This window comes from Pseudomonas sp. PA-1-6B, assembly GCF_021609545.1.
GTDB lineage: Bacteria > Pseudomonadota > Gammaproteobacteria > Pseudomonadales > Pseudomonadaceae > Aquipseudomonas > Aquipseudomonas fluorescens_BV.
This window is the reverse complement of the sequence record NZ_WJZM01000071.1, coordinates 1-15,449: the sequence shown is the minus strand read 5'-3', so window position 1 is coordinate 15,449 and position 15,449 is coordinate 1. Positions and strand designations below refer to the sequence as shown.

Annotated in this window: 13 protein-coding genes, 1 pseudogene and 1 riboswitch; of the genes and pseudogenes, 5 read left to right on the top strand and 9 right to left on the bottom strand. The window is 59.3% G+C overall.

The annotated features are described in order from the left end of the window. Positions 1–642 (bottom strand): response regulator transcription factor GacA, encoded by a 642-nt coding sequence (gene gacA, locus GIV35_RS24305; protein ID WP_003190387.1) that lies wholly within the window; start codon positions 640–642, stop codon positions 1–3. Positions 643–793: 151 nt separating this feature from the next. Continuing rightward, positions 794–1,159, bottom strand: coding sequence for a helix-turn-helix domain-containing protein (locus GIV35_RS24300; RefSeq protein ID WP_054895748.1), 366 nt, complete (start codon positions 1,157–1,159; stop codon positions 794–796). 82 nt (positions 1,160–1,241) lie between these two features. Here GIV35_RS24300 and GIV35_RS24295 point away from each other — a divergent pair, with 82 nt between their 5' ends. After that, positions 1,242–1,481, top strand: a complete 240-nt coding sequence (locus GIV35_RS24295) for a DNA-binding protein (protein WP_044273192.1) — start codon at positions 1,242–1,244, stop codon at positions 1,479–1,481. 35 nt (positions 1,482–1,516) lie between these two features. Here GIV35_RS24295 and GIV35_RS24290 read toward each other — a convergent pair whose 3' ends face one another. Both GIV35_RS24290 and GIV35_RS24285 read right to left on the bottom strand, forming a co-directional pair. Then, positions 1,517–1,963 carry a GNAT family N-acetyltransferase gene (locus GIV35_RS24290; RefSeq protein ID WP_105226418.1) on the bottom strand — a complete coding sequence of 149 codons (447 nt, stop codon included), beginning with the start codon at positions 1,961–1,963 and terminating at the stop codon, positions 1,517–1,519. Beyond that, positions 1,964–2,713, bottom strand: coding sequence for a carbon-nitrogen hydrolase family protein (locus GIV35_RS24285; RefSeq protein WP_105226417.1), 750 nt, complete (start codon positions 2,711–2,713; stop codon positions 1,964–1,966). A gap of 943 nt (positions 2,714–3,656) precedes the next feature. On the opposite strand from GIV35_RS24285, the gene GIV35_RS24280 reads away from it, so the two are divergent. From GIV35_RS24280 to GIV35_RS24265, 4 genes are all read left to right on the top strand, one after another. Beyond that, positions 3,657–4,736: a 3-deoxy-7-phosphoheptulonate synthase gene (locus tag GIV35_RS24280; protein WP_223023471.1), complete on the top strand. Its 1,080-nt coding sequence runs from the start codon at positions 3,657–3,659 to the stop codon at positions 4,734–4,736. 63 nt (positions 4,737–4,799) lie between these two features. Next, positions 4,800–5,005, top strand: a riboswitch (cobalamin riboswitch). A 91-nt stretch (positions 5,006–5,096) separates the two neighbouring features. Then, the gene (locus tag GIV35_RS24275) at positions 5,097–7,019 is read left to right on the top strand and encodes a TonB-dependent receptor plug domain-containing protein (RefSeq protein ID WP_236264359.1); all 1,923 of its coding nucleotides are present in this window, start codon (positions 5,097–5,099) and stop codon (positions 7,017–7,019) included. Further along, complete coding sequence (locus GIV35_RS24270; RefSeq protein ID WP_105226414.1) at positions 7,019–7,378, top strand: (2Fe-2S) ferredoxin domain-containing protein; 360 nt, start codon at positions 7,019–7,021, stop codon at positions 7,376–7,378. The genes GIV35_RS24275 and GIV35_RS24270 overlap by 1 nt, the downstream gene beginning before the upstream one ends. Then, a complete protein-coding gene (locus GIV35_RS24265) occupies positions 7,375–8,298 on the top strand; it encodes an ABC transporter substrate-binding protein (protein ID WP_198715200.1) in 924 nt (307 codons plus the stop codon). Before GIV35_RS24270 ends, GIV35_RS24265 begins: the two co-directional genes overlap by 4 nt. A gap of 35 nt (positions 8,299–8,333) precedes the next feature. Here the strand turns inward: GIV35_RS24265 and GIV35_RS24260 are convergent, their stop codons facing one another. The 5 genes and pseudogenes from GIV35_RS24260 to mgtA form a co-directional block, all read right to left on the bottom strand. After that, positions 8,334–8,756, bottom strand: a complete 423-nt coding sequence (locus tag GIV35_RS24260; protein WP_105226412.1) for a chemotaxis protein CheY — start codon at positions 8,754–8,756, stop codon at positions 8,334–8,336. 134 nt (positions 8,757–8,890) lie between these two features. Continuing rightward, complete coding sequence (locus GIV35_RS24255; protein ID WP_236264358.1) at positions 8,891–12,505, bottom strand: transporter substrate-binding domain-containing protein; 3,615 nt, start codon at positions 12,503–12,505, stop codon at positions 8,891–8,893. Between the two features lie 6 nt (positions 12,506–12,511). Next, positions 12,512–13,138, bottom strand: coding sequence for a response regulator transcription factor (locus GIV35_RS24250; RefSeq protein ID WP_034127079.1), 627 nt, complete (start codon positions 13,136–13,138; stop codon positions 12,512–12,514). Between the two features lie 288 nt (positions 13,139–13,426). Then, positions 13,427–14,143, bottom strand: a complete 717-nt coding sequence (locus GIV35_RS24245; protein WP_003190369.1) for an MgtC/SapB family protein — start codon at positions 14,141–14,143, stop codon at positions 13,427–13,429. Positions 14,144–14,306: 163 nt separating this feature from the next. Next, positions 14,307–15,437 (bottom strand): annotated as a pseudogene (gene mgtA / locus GIV35_RS24240) (magnesium-translocating P-type ATPase); the annotation flags it as partial. Positions 15,438–15,449: the final 12 nt, after the last annotated feature.

The window sequence follows — 15,449 nt, the reverse complement described above, 5'->3', positions numbered from 1 at the left end:
TCAGGCGCTGGCGTCCACCATGCCGTGGCGCACTGCGAGCAGGGTCAATTCAACATCACTGCTGATGGCAAGCTTCTCGAAGATACGATAACGGTAGGTATTGACGGTCTTGGGCGACAGGCACAGCTTGTCAGAGATGGTCTGAACCTTCTGGCAACCGACGATCATCAGGGCGATCTGGATTTCCCGCTCCGACAGCGCATCAAATGGCGAATCGCTGGTGGGCTGGAACGACTTGATCGCCAATTGCTGGGCAATCTGCGGGCTGATGTAACGCTGGCCGGCAAATACCAGGCGAATGGCTTGCACCATCTCAGCCAGGCCTGCGCCCTTGGTGAGGTAGCCGGCGGCACCGGCTTGCAGCAAACGGGTGGGGAACGGGTCTTCCTCGCACACCGTGACCACCACGACCTTGATGTCCGGGTGGCTGCGCAATAGCTTGGTCGTGGCACCAAGACCGCCAATCCCAGGCATCTTGACGTCCATCAGTACCACATCGGGCTTCAACTCCCGGGCCTTGATCAGGGATTCCTCCCCCGACTCCGCCTGGCCGACTACTTGCAGGCCGTCGATGTCAGCCAGCATTCGTGTAATGCCTGTACGAACGAGATCATGGTCATCGACTACTAGCACCCTAATCAAGCAGACACCTCGCGATATGGTCTTATAGGTTGCTGAACACCTTAGCAAAAAACCAAGGCGCAGACCTAGTTGCAAGTGTCATATATATAGAGATTCAACATGCTGCAGCTGTTCGCCGGCTGGCGAACAGCACTGTTTCCTGGGCTAAAGGTCAGGAATCCTGGGGGTGCGACTTGGCTTTTCCGTTCACCACGGATGAATGCTCAGCCAAGGTACTGGTCAAGCGACGGATTGCGTCCTGGTCTTCCTTGAACATCGCTCGGTAATTGCCCAACACTTTTTCTTCGATCTTGCTCAGGTTATCCAGCTGGATCGGCGTTGGGCTGCCGGTCAACACGTACAGGATATCCACTCCTTTTTCGGCGACGCGAGACAAATAGTCGGCCTTGGGTGCACGACCACCGCTTTCATATTTGCCTTGGGCGTTCGCTTCAACGCCTCCAATCTCTCCAAAAACTTTCTGCGACAGGCCAAGTCGCTCTCTTTCTTGCCTTAAGCGCGAACCGATTCCACTCATTTGGATGTATGATCCTAAATTGGCACACCCCAAGAGGTGTCACACCATCACTTCGTTAAACAAACTTGAACGGTTTTGAACTATGCCCGGAATCCGTACTGCTGCACAAGCCAAGGCCTGGCTGGAACATCAAGGAAAGTCAGTTCAAGCGTTCGCCCGTGAGCATGGCGTAGACCCGGCAACCACCTATCAAGTGCTCGCCGGGCGAAAAAAGGGACGGCGTGGAGAAGCCCATAAAGTGGCGGTACTTCTGGGCATGAAAGAGGGCGTTATCGTGGATGAACCTGAAGCTCAATCCCACGATGAACAAAGCACTAGCTGACAGCAGTATGCGCTTATTTGTAGGACGTGCCTGTTTTAGTCCGATGTGAGTGCGCGACACTCACGCTCCATCCGCCAGAAGCCATCCTCTTCACCGACAATGCTCAACCCCAGGCGCTGATACAGCCTTCTTGCCGGGTTGGTCTTGAACACCGTCAAACGTAGAAAGCCCAGGCCCTCGACGCGTGCCTTGAGCGCCATTTGCTCCAGCACCCATGTGCCCGCGCCCTGCTTGCGGCAGCACGCCAGCAGGTGCAGCTCGCGGATATACAGGGCTTTCCCGTCGCGGCTCAGGCTGATAAAGCCCATCACGCCATCATCGTTGCAGATCAGCCAGTTCTCGCGGCCCGCCCAGGCCACGTCGAAGCCGTCGTTGGACCACAACAAGCCGTTCTGACGGTAGTAATGGCTCATGGCCTCCTGGGTCAGGGTGCGGGCAAACGGCAGGTCCTGCTCGGTGGCCCGGCGCAAATGAAACCTCATTCAGAGGGCGACCACTTGGCCGGTCCACTGCCCGCCATCGCGACGGGCGATCACCAACGCGTCGCCGACACCGGGGGCGGCAACAAGCAAGTTGCCATCGGCGGTCCAGATCGCACTGCGACCGGCACATGCCCAGCCTCCAGATGGGCCACCGTGGTTAGCCATCAGTACCAACAGGCCATGCTCGGCCGCATAGCCTTCAAGCAAAGCACTGTCCGCCGCGTAGCCTCCCTCGCTGATCAGTACGCCGGCGGCATACACCGTGGCGCCCGCTGCCGCCGCTTGACGTGGATGGCTGGCCTGGGAAAAGTCCGCACACACCGCCAATGCGATAAGCTCCTCTGCCAATCCCAAGGCTTCACCGCCCTGCCCCGCGGCAAATGCCAGCTCTTCGCCGGGGTGCAGATGCTGCTTGGTGTAGACGCCTACTGAACCGTCCGCCCCAAGCACCAGCGCGCCGATCAGCACACCTGTTTGTGGCGCCAGACGCACCGGCATGCCCACCACAGCCGTCAACCGCAGCTCCCGCGCCAGCTCACGCAACGGCGTCAACACGGCGTCTTGCGGGTCGATGGCCAAGTCGGCCGCCAGGGACGGCTCGTAGCCCGTCAGTGACAGTTCTGGAAACACCAGGCATTGCACGCCCTGTTCAGCCGCGGCCCGCATCAACGCCAGGTGCCGCTGGATATTGGCAGCGATATCGCCCGGGATGGAAACGGTTTGCGCCGCAGCAAGGGTCAAGGCAGTCATGGTCGCGTCCTGGCAATCACTGTTTGAGAGTTGTCAGCATATCCACACTTACCCCATAGCGGCATAGGTATCTACACAACGCTATAACGGTGGACGGTGCCTCGATGCGAAACGAGTCGCTCTTGATCTGCTTTTGATCTTGGTCTTAGGCGCCCCGTTAAACCACGCTGGCCGGCATTCCGGCTCTTTTCAAAAGTGAGCCGCTGTCAGGGCGGAACCCTAGGTGGCCGTTACCGCAGGAATGGATATGTACACGGTCCAACTGCGTTGACTGTCAGGCCGTCTTCGCAGGCAAGCCAGCTCCCACATTTGGATCGCGGTGCCTCAGCCAGATCAGCGCCGGCTGTCAGTCGCAGCAAAACTGTGTAGATACCTATGCCCATAGCGGTAAGTACTGCTACGCAATAGAAATTACTGATTGAATCCACCCGCACGCCTCTAGTAAGCTCCCCCCATCATTTGGAGAGCCCCATGTTGCCACTCACCCACACTCAGGTTTGCCCTGCTGCCAGCGCCTTGCGCTCGGTGTCGGCTATCCGTGTGAACGGTTCGAGCGCACTGGCCGGCTTTTATTTTGGGTATTGGTTTAGCCACTGGCGCGCCTGATACCTGAAATCGGCGCCCACTACTCAAGGGGTCGCCTACCAGAGAAATCTAAACCCCCGGTCGGCTCCCCGACCGGGGGTTTTGTTTTTTCAGCGCCTGATAACTTGTTTTTCACGCTCATTTAAAGGAATCACACCATGAACTACGCCACCTATTACCGCTACGACACTTGCACTGCATGGCGATTTAGCCAGCTCCGTTCGGGACAGCCTGCCGCCTCCGACCGGTCACCCCGTGGTGGCAAGCCAACACACGTAGCCGATACGGCCAATTGTCGAACACCCCAGTAGGCCAAGCGTGCGGGAATCGCCCGCCGCTTGCCCAGGAAGCCTTGAATATGAACTCCTCCGTCGCCGCTTTGCCCGTCTCTACCCTCAACAGCGCCAATGAAGCCCTGACCCAGCGTTTGCCCAGCGCTCTTGAACTCAAGCACCAACTCCCGCTCAGCCCGTTCCTCAACGAACAAGTCCACGCCCATCGCCAAGCCGTGCGCGCCATCCTCAATGGCGAAGACTCACGCTTGCTGGTGATTGTCGGCCCGTGCTCTATCCACGACCCGGAATCGGCCATGGAATACGCGCGCAATCTGAAGAAGCTCGCGCTTGAAGTCAGCGACCAGATGCTGCTGGTGATCCGTGCCTACGTCGAGAAACCGCGCACCACTGTGGGCTGGAAAGGCTTGGCCTACGATCCACACTTGGACGGCAGCGATGACATGGCCGCCGGCCTGACCCTGTCCCGCGAACTGATGCGTGAAATGCTGCGCCTGGGCCTGCCGGTGGCCACCGAGTTGCTGCAACCCATGGCCGCCGGCTACTTCGATGACCTGCTCACTTGGGTCGCCATTGGCGCACGCACTACCGAATCGCAGATTCACCGCGAAATGGCCAGCGGCCTGGGCATGCCCGTGGGCTTCAAGAACGGCACCGACGGTGGCGTCGCCATTGCCTGCGATGCGATGCGTTCAGCCTCTAACCCGCATCGTCATTTCGGCGTGGACAGCCAGGGCCACCCGGCGATCATCCAGACGCCCGGCAACCCCGACACCCACCTGGTGCTGCGCGGCGGCCACCGTGGGCCCAACTACGACGCGCAAAGCGTGACCGAGGTAAAGCATGACCTGGCCAAGTCCAAGGTGGCGGCACGGATCATGGTCGATTGCAGCCATGCCAATAGCGGCAAGAACCCGCTGCGCCAACCGGCGGTATTCAATGACGTGCTGGAGCAGCGCTTGCAAGGTGATGCCTCGCTGGTCGGCATGATGCTTGAGAGTCACCTGTTCGAAGGCTGCCAGCCGCTGAGCGCGTCGATGAAATACGGCGTTTCGGTGACCGATGGTTGCCTGGGTTGGGACGGGACCGAGCAGGTGTTACGCAGCGCCGCTGAGCGGTTGCGGGAGCACGGCAAAGCCGACTGATCGGTGGAAATCAAAAAACCTGGGAGAGGGCGGGACAGTTGACGAGCACTCGTGCGAGTGTTCAGATGCCCGCCTGTTTCAGGTGCCCCCTGCCGCCGTGCTTGGGGTGAAACGGGAAACCGGTACGCTCATATTGAGCAAGTCCGGTGCTGCCCCCGCAACGGTATATGCGTGATCCCTTCGACACACCACTGTGGCCCTCGCGCCATGGGAAGGTGAAGGTATCCATACGCATGAGCCCGGAGACCGGCCTGGAATTTCTGTTTGGCAAACTCCTGCGGTGGGCGGGCATGGGCCGGTATTGGCGTGTGCTCGATGCCTTCTCTTGCGTGCTTCTGCGAAGATACTTTCGAGAAGACTATGATCCGACATTCCTTCACTCCCTTGATCAGTTGCCTGTTCAGCCCGTTGCTGCTGGCCGACAACACGCCCCTGGTGCTCAACCCGCAAATCGTCTCGGCGCCCTCAGTGGAATCCGGCACTGTTGCGGCCATGGCCCAGTACGGCAGCAACGTCAACGTGGTCAGCCGCGAACAGATCGAGCGGGCCGGCCCTTCAGCCGACGTGTCGCGGGTGATGCAAATGTTCATTCCCGGGCTGTACGTGGCGCCGAAGAACGGCCCATTCGACTATGGCACCTATTCCCTGCTCGGCGGGCGCAACGATGACACCCTGATCCTGCTCGATGGCGTGCGCTTGAACAACCGCCTGTACGGTGGCCTGTACCTCGACACGCTGCCGGCCAATGCCATTGAACGCATCGAAGTGCTCAAGGGTGGCCAGAGCCTGCTGTTCGGTACCCAGGCGGTATCGGGCGTAATCAACATCGTGACTCGCAGCCCGCAGACGCGGACGGCTGCCGGCGAAGTGAATATGGGCCTCGACACCTTCGGCGGCACCACGGGTGACGCACGGGTCGAGAAGATTTTCAGCAACGGCTGGGGCGACCTGGGCGTGTTGGCCTACGTCAGCCGCAATGCGTCCGAGGGCTACCAGCCGTTTCGCAATCGCGATATGAAAAATGTCACGGACAAGAAACGCTCTTACGAAGTCACTACCTTCGGTACCAAGGCAGTTCAATCTTTTGGCGATGATTCGCGCCTGGAACTGTTCTACCAATACGCCGACGCCAACCTGGATTTCGCCCGTCCGGTAGCCTCTCACAAAACCACCAACGACCGTGTACAGCAAATCGCCACAGCCACGTTCGAGCAGAGCCTCGACGAACGCCTGAGTTATTTCGTCAAGGGCCACATCAACGATTGGGATACCCGCTATACCCGCATCAACAACCTAGACGGTGGTGGTACCCAGGTCATCAACCCTAACGACTACTGGGGCTTCACCGACTGGGGCGTGCAAGCCGAAGGCAAGGCCGAGTTGCCGGGCGGCCACGTAGTGATCGTCGGCAGCGACAACCAATGGTTCAAGGGCCAGGACGATGTGTTGGTGATCGACGATAACAAAGCCCAGGCCCACGCGCTGTATAGCCAACTGCGCCCGCAGATCGACGCCCTGCCCGACTGGCACCCCAGCCTCGGCGTACGCCACGAGGCCATGAGCGGCGGTGACAGTGCCACCGTCGGCATGCTCACGTCCCTCTACAACCTCAACGATCACTGGGCCTTGCGCGGCCAATACGGCACCGCCTACAAGCTGCCCAATGCCGAACAGCTGTTCGTCAACGAAGCGGACGAACAGGGCAACCGCCACCTCAAGCCAGAGAAAAGCCGCAACGCTGAACTGGGCCTCGACTACTCAGGGCAACTTGCGGAACGCGATTTCAGCGCCAGCGTCACCGTGTTCAAACGCAAGATCAGCGACCTGATCACTCTGGACGATGTGCAGTGGGTCAATGGTGAGGGCCAGATCCAAATGCGCGGTTTCGAGGCCGACGCCAGGTTGGCGCTCAACGACCAATGGAGCGTGCAGGCCGACATGACCCGCAACCTGACCGAATCCCGCGCCGGGGTCACCCTTAACGATATCCCCAGTTTTTTCGCCCGCTCACGCATCGGTTTTGAATCGCAAAACCGCCTATGGGGTGCAGGCGCTGCGCTGCGTTATATCCGCGATGTCATCAGCGCCAAGCAGGTCGAGTACGGGCATTATTCGGTGGTGGACGCCGACGCCTATCGCTATCTGGACAGTGCCCACCAGCATCGTTTGAGCCTGCTGGTGGAAAACCTGTTCGACCGCGACTACGTCACCAGTCGCGCCAACAACGTCGACAACCTCGGCCGCCCCTTCACCGCAGAGGTGCGTTACAGGTATCGCTTCTGATGGCCGACATCACGCCAATCGACGGGGTCGACACCCACCCCGACTGGTCGCGAATTCCTGACCACAGTCACCATGTGTTCCTGTGTACCGGCCCGCGCTGCACCCAGCGTGGAGCCTTGCAACTGTGGAAAGCCCTGCGCCGCCGGTTGCTGGAGCTGCAACGCATCGAAGTGCCCGACGGCGTGCTGCTGACCCGCACCCATTGCCAGTTCCCCTGCAACCTCGGGCCGGTGCTCACGGTTTACCCGCAGCGCTGCTGGTACGGCGTGCACAGCAAGGCGGATGTGATACGCCTGGTGGATATGCACCTGGCAGGCGGTGAAGTGGTTGACGATCTACTGCTCAAGGAGCGCGCATGAAAACGTGGTGCTTATGCTTGATCTTGATTGCCCTGCTCTGCGCAACACAGACGCTGGCAGACAATTACACCAATTGCGCCCAGGCCTGGACACTGCCACACGCGCCGCCCTCGCGCATCGTCGCCCTCAATCAACACGCGGCCGACCTCTTGCTGGCGCTGGATGCCAGGCCTTCAATGGTGGGCGTGGCCTATCTGGACGACAGCGACAACACGCATCGACAGGGCCGGTATTTCGAAGTGCCGGTGATTGCCGCCCAATATCCCTCCAGCGAAATGCTGTATGCACAGCGCCCCGACTTGGTGGTGGGCGGGTTCGCCAGCGCGTTCGGCAAGGGTGTGAGCTCACGCACTGGCCTGGCCGACAACGGCGTGGCGTCCTACCTGCTGGAGTCCGCGTGTGACGGGCACACCCTGGATTACTTCGCGCACATCCGCCAGGACCTGCTCACCCTTGGTGCCCTGCTGCACAAATCACAACGCGCCAAGGCCCTGAGCGACGCACTGGACGCCGACCTGCAACATGCCCAGGCATTGGCTGACAACGCCCAACCGGTATCGGTATTTTACTTGGACAGTGAGGTCAACGGCCTCGCCAGTGAAGGCCAACGGGGGTTTGTCACAGCACTGCTGGCCGCATCGGGTGCCCGCAATGTGCTGGCTGACATCCCCCTTTCACGAGTGACCGTGAACAGTGAAACCTTGCTGATGAAGGACCCTGACATCATTTTATTGGCCGACGCCCTGTGGTCCCCCGCTAACCGCAAGCGCCAATTGCTGACCACCGACCCGGTGTTATCGACGCTGCGAGCGGTGCGTGAGAACCGGATGATCGATATTCCGTTTACCCATTTAGTACCCGGCGTCGGCGGCGGCAAGGTGGCAATTGAACTGGCCCGTACATTTCGCGGCATACGGTAATCTGTAAGGAGCAAGCTCGCTCCTATGGCTGTGGACTAGGCCCGGGCCACCGGCATGCGGGACAACTCCCGCAGCCACGGCAACACCCGCAGGCCGTGGGCAGTCTCGCAGGGGTCGACGATGTCCATGAAGTGTTCGAGGTTGACGTGGTCCGGCACGCCCGGCAATCGCACTCGCACGGCCGGCGTTACGCCGCAAGGGGCGCCCAGGTCCAGATGCTCGTAGACGAGTACATGACGCACCTGGGGCTGAGGCTCATGGGCATGGGCCAACAGCCCTGCATTGGTTATCAGCACGTCGAAGGGTTCGGCAGGAATGGCAGTGAGAATCCGCACCTCTTCGAACGTTTGCACCGGCACGATCCGGTAATAGCCCAAGTGGTTGAGCATTTTCTCGATGTACAGGCGTTGCAGATGTTGTTCATCGGCAATCAGGATGGTCAATGCTTTGTTCGGCATGGCAAACCCCTGGGCAGGCAGTGCTCGACAGTGAGCGTCGCCCATTTTCCAGACATATGCCGACGAAAAAATCAGGCATATTCCCCCTTCATGTAAGAACTTTCCCAAATCCTCCGAAAGGCGATCAACCACAGTCAGGGCTGATTGCAATAAGCGCTTAAGCCATGATGCAAAACATCGATCGCCTCACCCACGCTTGCAACCGCTGGTCCCAATGCCTGACGGTCCTGCTGTTCACACGCCGCCTCCAATGCCTCACATACACTGATCAATGGGTTGGCCTTGACCATCCGCGCGCCTCCCTTGGCACGATGAGCCAGGTCGTGCAACTTGGCAAAGTCTGCCTGGCTTGCCAGCCGTGGCAGCAAGGCACGATCCGCCTCCAGGCTTTCGAGTAACGGCGCCAGCAATTCGACAAGCGCGGCATGATCATCCCCGGTCAGCGCAACCAGGGTGCTCAAGTTGAAGATAGCCAAGGGTCGCGGGCTCGTGCCAACTGAACGCGACGCCAATGCCGCCCGCAAGTCGTCCAGCCCGGTGGGCTTGAACAGGCAGCCATCCATGCCAGCCTGCCGACAGCGCTCGGCTTCCTCCGGCTGGGCGTTGGCGGTGAACCCGAGTAACAGGCAGGGCTCCAGACTCCGCTCACGCTCCTGTGCGCGAATCTCCTGGGCCAGCTGATAGCCGTTCTTGAACGGCATGTTGCAATCGGTAATGACGCCGTCGAACTGCCCCGTTCGCCACTGCTCAAGCCCTTGGACACCGTCTTCGGCCGTGATGATACGGTGCCCCAGAAAGCTCAACTGTCGAGCCAGCAGCAAGCGGTTGGCCGGGTAGTCGTCCACCACCAGAATACTCAGCGCGCGCCCCTCAGGCGCCGCCTCTTGCACAGGCTCAATCGGGGCCGGCAGCGTGGCAGTCATGGCCAGGGTCAACGTCACGTCCACCCGAGTGCCGTGCCCCAACACACTACTCAAGTGCAATTGGCCGCCCATCATTTCGCACAGGCTGCGGCTGATCACCAACCCCAGCCCAGACCCGCTGCGTGCCGATTGCTGATTATTGCTGCCCTGGATGAACACACTGAACAACCGCTGCTGGTCGGTGACGCTGATTCCGATGCCAGTGTCTTGCACCCATAACTGCACGGCCAAGCGATCGTCCTCGACCACCGCCTGCGCGACCAAACTGACCTGCCCATGGGGAGTGAATTTGATGGCATTGCTCAGCAGATTGGAGACCACCTGCTTGAATCGCAGCGGGTCGACCAGCACCGCCTGGTCAATCAACGGGTCCAGCTCAACCTGCAGTGCCAACCCCTTGGCTCGGGCCAGCCCCTCGAACACGCGTGCAACCGACGCCAACAACTCATGCAGGTTGGCGGGCTCCAGGGTCAGTGACAAATGCCCAGACTCGATCCGCGCTATATCGAGAATATCGCCGATCAGCTCCAACATACCCCGCGAAGCCACCGAGGCCACCTCCAGAGCATCACGGTCGACCCGCCCCTGTTCGGCATTTTTCAAGGCCAGTTCGATCATGCCGATCACGGCGTTCATCGGCGTGCGGATCTCGTGGCTCATGGTCGCCAGGAAGGTCGTCTTGGCGCGATTGGCGGCGTCGGCATCGTCCTTGGCTTCCTGTAGCTGGCCGAGCAGCCGGTGCCGTTCGCTTACGTCTACCCAACCGGCAATCATGCCCACCACCTTCTCGTCGCCGTCGCGGTACGGCAGCATCCACTGGTAAATGGTCAGCACATCGCCATTGGGCACCTTGAGGATTCGATCATGAATCTGCGGCTCGCCGCCGGCCATCAAGCGCAGGTAATCCTCATGAAACGACCGGGCCTGTGGCGGGTTTTCGATGTCGGTTTCCACCACGGTCCTGCCGATCACGTCTTCAAGTTTGTAGCCAAACACGTCGAGGTAGGCGTTATTGCAGGCCATCAGCCGCCCTTGGCGATCGCGCACGTAAATCGGGTGTGGTGTGCCGTCGATCAATACGCTCATGAACCGCATCTGATCGCTCAGCGCTCGCTCGGCCTGCAGGCGCTTGCGAATCAGGCTGCGCAGGTAAATGGCCCAGCCCAGCGTGATTGCCAACAACAGCGCCGCCAACCCAAAGCCCTGAAGAATCACATTCCGATAACGCAACCAATAGCTGTCCTCGATGATGACCTCACTACGCCACTGGCCAATCAGTTCGTCCATTTCCTGAGGGGTGATGCTCAGCAGCGCCTTATCGAGGATCGAATACAGCTCCAACTGACTGCGATTTACCCCAAAGGTCACGCGTGCAGGCTCAATGCCAACCGTACTGCTGACACGCAGGCGGTCGCGGTAATAACGGCTGATCAGATAACGTGCGCTGATTAACGAGTTGACCGCGCCGTCGGCGTCACCATTGGCCACCAGCGCCATGGCTTGCTGGGGGTTCTCCACGTCGACAAACATCACACCTGGAAAATTTTTCGCTATGTCCTCATGCAGGCCATTGCCGACCACCATGGCCAGGCGTTTGCCGACCATGTCCTCCAGCGTGAGCGGGCTGTGGGGACCGTTACGGGTTACCAGCACAAAGGGATTGGTCAGGTAGGGCCGGGTAAAACGCACTTTTTCAGCACGCTCCGCACTAGGCGTGACGACCGCCAGCATGTCCGCCGTACCCGCACTGACGATATTGATCTGGCGCGGCAATGAGCCGCCCGGGACCACATCGAACTTCAAGCCGGTACGCAAGCTGATACGCGATAATACCTCGGCACTCAACCCTTCGAACTGGCCTTGATCACCAATAAAAGATAACGGTAGAAAGTCATTGAGCACCGCGACTCTGACCCTCGGATTCTTTTGCACCCAACGTTGTTCGCTGGCACTCAAATGCAACCGGTCAACGCCGATTATCCCCAGGTTACCTCCGCTCCAGCGGCGCAGGATTTCCATCTGCTCGCTGGCGGGAATCGCCTCCAGCGCGGCATTGAGAATGGGCAGTAAACGTGTATTTTCGCGGGCGACGGCAAACGCAAACGGGTTGACTTCCAAGCCGGAAAAATCCGCCATACGTACATTGTTGAGGTGATTGCGATTGATCAGGTAGTTGCTGCTGATAGCATCCCCCAGATAGACGTCGGCGCGACCAAACGCTACGGCACCAATGGCTTCGAAAGTCGAGGCAAACAACGCCAATTGGGCCTGGGGGTAAAACGCCCGAACGGCGTCGGGCTGCATGTAGTGATACAGCATCGCTACGCGCTTGCCCGCCAGGTCGTCATTCAACACCTGGCTATCGCCGCTGCGAGTCACCAGGGTCGGTTGATCGTTGGCGTAGGAGCGAGACAAAAGCAGTTGCGGGTCGGCCGCTTCGTAGCCATTGGCGGAACCGAGAAAATCCACGCCTCCCTGCTTCAAGGCTTCGATCACTTCATCGCGGGTATCGTAACGCCGTACCTCTATGGAGATATGCAGGGCCTGACCCACCAGTGCGGCAAAATCGGCTGTGATACCTTCGAGCTCGTCGTTGTTATTGGTCAAATCAAAAGGCGCATAATCGGGAGCAGAAACCCCCATCAACAATGTGCGCCGCTCGCGCAGCCAGCGCCAATCAGACTCATCCAGTGCTACTTGCGGGGTGTCAATACGTGAGTGCCCCAACAGCCGCAAAGCATGGGGCTCATCCAGGGCCACCGCGATCTGAGGTAACAGGCTCATCCAGAAGATCGTGGCGAACCTTATAAACGCGGTGGTGATCATCTCAATTCAGATCAGATGGTTGCGCTGGGCAAACTTGGATAAGTGCACTACCGAAGACATGCGTAACTTCTCCTTGAGTCGAGTCTTGTAAGTGCTGATGGTCTTGTGGCTCAGCAGCATCTGTTCGGCAATTTCCTTGTTGCCCAGCCCCAGGGCCAACATTTGCAATACGGTTAACTCACGGTCCGATAAGCACTCGATCATCTGCCGTTCCGTTTCTTGCAGATCATCGCGGCGCACCGAACTGGTCGGCAAACTGGGGAAGCAGCTGTAGCCCGACATGATCGCTTTGATAGCCTTTTGCAGCTCATCCAGCTCACCGGTCTTGGCGACGAACCCCATCGCACCGGAACGCATGCAACGGGTAGAAAAAAATACCGCCAGGTAGGAGGTCAGCACCAGAATCTTGCACGGCAAGCCCAACGCCTTGATGCGGCTGATAACCTCCAACCCGCCTAATTTAGGCATCGCCAGGTCGAGGATAATCAGCTCGGGACGTTGCTCCCTCGCCAACTGCATAGCGTCAGCGCCATCCCCCGCCTGAAAAATTTCATCAAACCCCTCCAATTGCAGGAGGTGTTTGACCGTTGCCCGGATAAACGGATGGTCATCCACAATTAATGCTTTGCTCATAAAACTTCCTTATGTGGACAAAATACCCTTACACATCACGGCGGGCCTGGGTACCTGTGAGAAATGACAGTTCCGACAAGCGGCACTGCTTCCTTGGAGCGGTAACCAAGCAGTGTCTGGCCCTTTCAATTAACTCAACAGAGCGACGGACGCCGGCCCTCAACGGCGCAACAGCCGCAAGTACCCAACTTTAGCAATGCAATGATGTTTCAACCGAAGGGATAATCCGGACAACATGTAGGATTTTTCCACATGCAAGCTTAGCCAATCCTGGCCAGCCCATAAGGATCAGTCGGTGGTGCTCGGACTCCAGAAGGCCTGCACCACCAGGGTTGACGTTGAGAGGCGCGCCACCAGCGCGTCCAGTTCGTCGCCATCCACCGACGTGGCGGCCAGTATGGCCTCGATTTCCACTTCGTCACTGCCGAACGGTCGCACGTCGACGTCGCTGGCAGGGTAGTTGCAGCGTGCCAGCTCGGCTTCCAGTAACACCATCACGGCCTGCTGCTGACTGCGGCGCGCAATGACATAGAGGATATTGGTGACCTCTGCCGACACCACGTCCAAGGGCTGACGATTGATGTTATTGACGATCGGCCGCAGCAAGGTATTGGCCGCCAGCACAAACAGCGTGCCCAGCAACGCCTCGAGGATCAGGTCGGCCCCGGCGCAGGCGCCCACCGCGGCCGAAGCCCAGAGGGTTGCGGCCGTGTTGAGCCCGCGCACATTGCCTTCTTCACGCATGATCACCCCAGCCCCCAGGAAGCCGATGCCCGACACCACGTAAGCGACCACGCGCACCGCGCCTTCCGCACCGCCCAGTCGGTTGGCCATGTCGACAAAGATCGCCGCGCCCACCGCCACCAGCACATTGGTACGTAAGCCGGCGGTGCGCTGGCGGTACTGGCGCTCGAACCCGATGAGGCCACCGAGAATAAACGCAGCGCTGAGGCTGACCACGGTGTCGACCAAGGAGTTGAGGTTGATGTTGTTGATTGCCTGCATAAGAAATCTCCATGAATGCAGCGGCACATTGGTAACTCGCAGGTCCCTGTGGGAGCTGGCTTGCCTGCGATAGCGGTATACCACCAATGAATCTGGCGGCTGATACACCGTCATCGCGGGCAAGCCCGGCTCCCACAGGATTGGCGATGTTGCATGGAACCTGTTACTGCCAGCCAAACTTGCGAATGTAGTAGCCCTTCACCGCTTGGGTCAGCGCCATGTAAGCCAGCAAAATCACCGGCAGGAACACGAAGTACAGCGACGGCAGCGCCTGCAATTTGAAGTAGTGCGCCAAAGGCCCCATCGGCAGGAATATCCCCACGGCCATGATCACACCGGTCATCAACATCAACGGCAGCGCTGCGCGGCTTTGCAGGAATGGGATTTTCGGCGTGCGGATCATGTGCACGATCAGGGTCTGGGTCAGCAGCCCCACCACAAACCAGCCGGATTGAAATAGCGTTTGGTGGTCTGGGGTGTTGGCATCAAACACATACCACATGAGTGCGAACGTGGTGATGTCGAAGATCGAACTGATCGGTCCGAAAAACAACATGAAGCGCCCCACGTTCCCCGGCTGCCAGCGTTGCGGCGTGGCAAGCATCTCGTCATCGACGTTGTCGAACGGAATCGCAATCTGCGAGATGTCATACAGCAGGTTTTGCACCAGCAGGTGCATCGGCAGCATCGGCAAAAACGGGATAAAGGCACTGGCCACCAATACCGAGAACACGTTGCCGAAGTTCGAACTGGCGGTCATCTTGATGTATTTGAGCATGTTGGCGAAGGTGCGCCGGCCTTCCAGCACGCCCTCCTCCAGGATCATCAGGCTCTTCTCCAGCAGGATAATGTCAGCCGCTTCCTTGGCGATGTCCACCGCACTGTCCACCGAAATTCCGATATCCGCCGTGCGCAACGCCGGAGCGTCGTTGATGCCATCGCCCATAAAGCCGACCACATGTCCGTTGGCCTTGAGCAGACGCACGATGCGCTCCTTGTGGCTGGGCGTGAGCTTGGCAAACACATTGGTGGTTTCCACGGCCAGGGCCAGTTCGACGTCGCTCATCGCTTCGATGTCGTTGCCCATCAGCAAGCCTTGTTGCTCCAGGCCCACTTCGCGGCAGATCTTCGCCGTGACGAGTTCGTTGTCGCCGGTCAACACTTTCACCGCCATGCCGTGAGCCTTCAGCGCTTTGAGGGCGGGGGCGGTGCTTTCCTTGGGCGGGTCGAGAAACGCCACGTAGCCGATCCGCGTCAGGTTGTTTTAATCGGCCAGGGTGACGGTGTCACGTCCTGTCGTCTACGG

Bases quoted from the DNA above. Each gene is read 5' to 3' on its own strand.
- GIV35_RS24300 (WP_054895748.1), bottom strand. From the start codon at position 1,159: ATGAGTGGAATCGGTTCGCGCTTAAGGCAAGAAAGAGAGCGACTTGGC.
- GIV35_RS24295 (WP_044273192.1), top strand. From the start codon at position 1,242: ATGCCCGGAATCCGTACTGCTGCACAAGCCAAGGCCTGGCTGGAACAT.
- GIV35_RS24290 (WP_105226418.1), bottom strand. From the start codon at position 1,963: ATGAGGTTTCATTTGCGCCGGGCCACCGAGCAGGACCTGCCGTTTGCC.
- GIV35_RS24285 (WP_105226417.1), bottom strand. From the start codon at position 2,713: ATGACTGCCTTGACCCTTGCTGCGGCGCAAACCGTTTCCATCCCGGGC.
- GIV35_RS24280 (WP_223023471.1), top strand. From the start codon at position 3,657: ATGAACTCCTCCGTCGCCGCTTTGCCCGTCTCTACCCTCAACAGCGCC.
- GIV35_RS24275 (WP_236264359.1), top strand. From the start codon at position 5,097: ATGATCCGACATTCCTTCACTCCCTTGATCAGTTGCCTGTTCAGCCCG.
- GIV35_RS24270 (WP_105226414.1), top strand. From the start codon at position 7,019: ATGGCCGACATCACGCCAATCGACGGGGTCGACACCCACCCCGACTGG.
- GIV35_RS24265 (WP_198715200.1), top strand. From the start codon at position 7,375: ATGAAAACGTGGTGCTTATGCTTGATCTTGATTGCCCTGCTCTGCGCA.
- GIV35_RS24260 (WP_105226412.1), bottom strand. From the start codon at position 8,756: ATGCCGAACAAAGCATTGACCATCCTGATTGCCGATGAACAACATCTG.
- GIV35_RS24255 (WP_236264358.1), bottom strand. From the start codon at position 12,505: ATGATCACCACCGCGTTTATAAGGTTCGCCACGATCTTCTGGATGAGC.
- GIV35_RS24250 (WP_034127079.1), bottom strand. From the start codon at position 13,138: ATGAGCAAAGCATTAATTGTGGATGACCATCCGTTTATCCGGGCAACG.
- GIV35_RS24245 (WP_003190369.1), bottom strand. From the start codon at position 14,143: ATGCAGGCAATCAACAACATCAACCTCAACTCCTTGGTCGACACCGTG.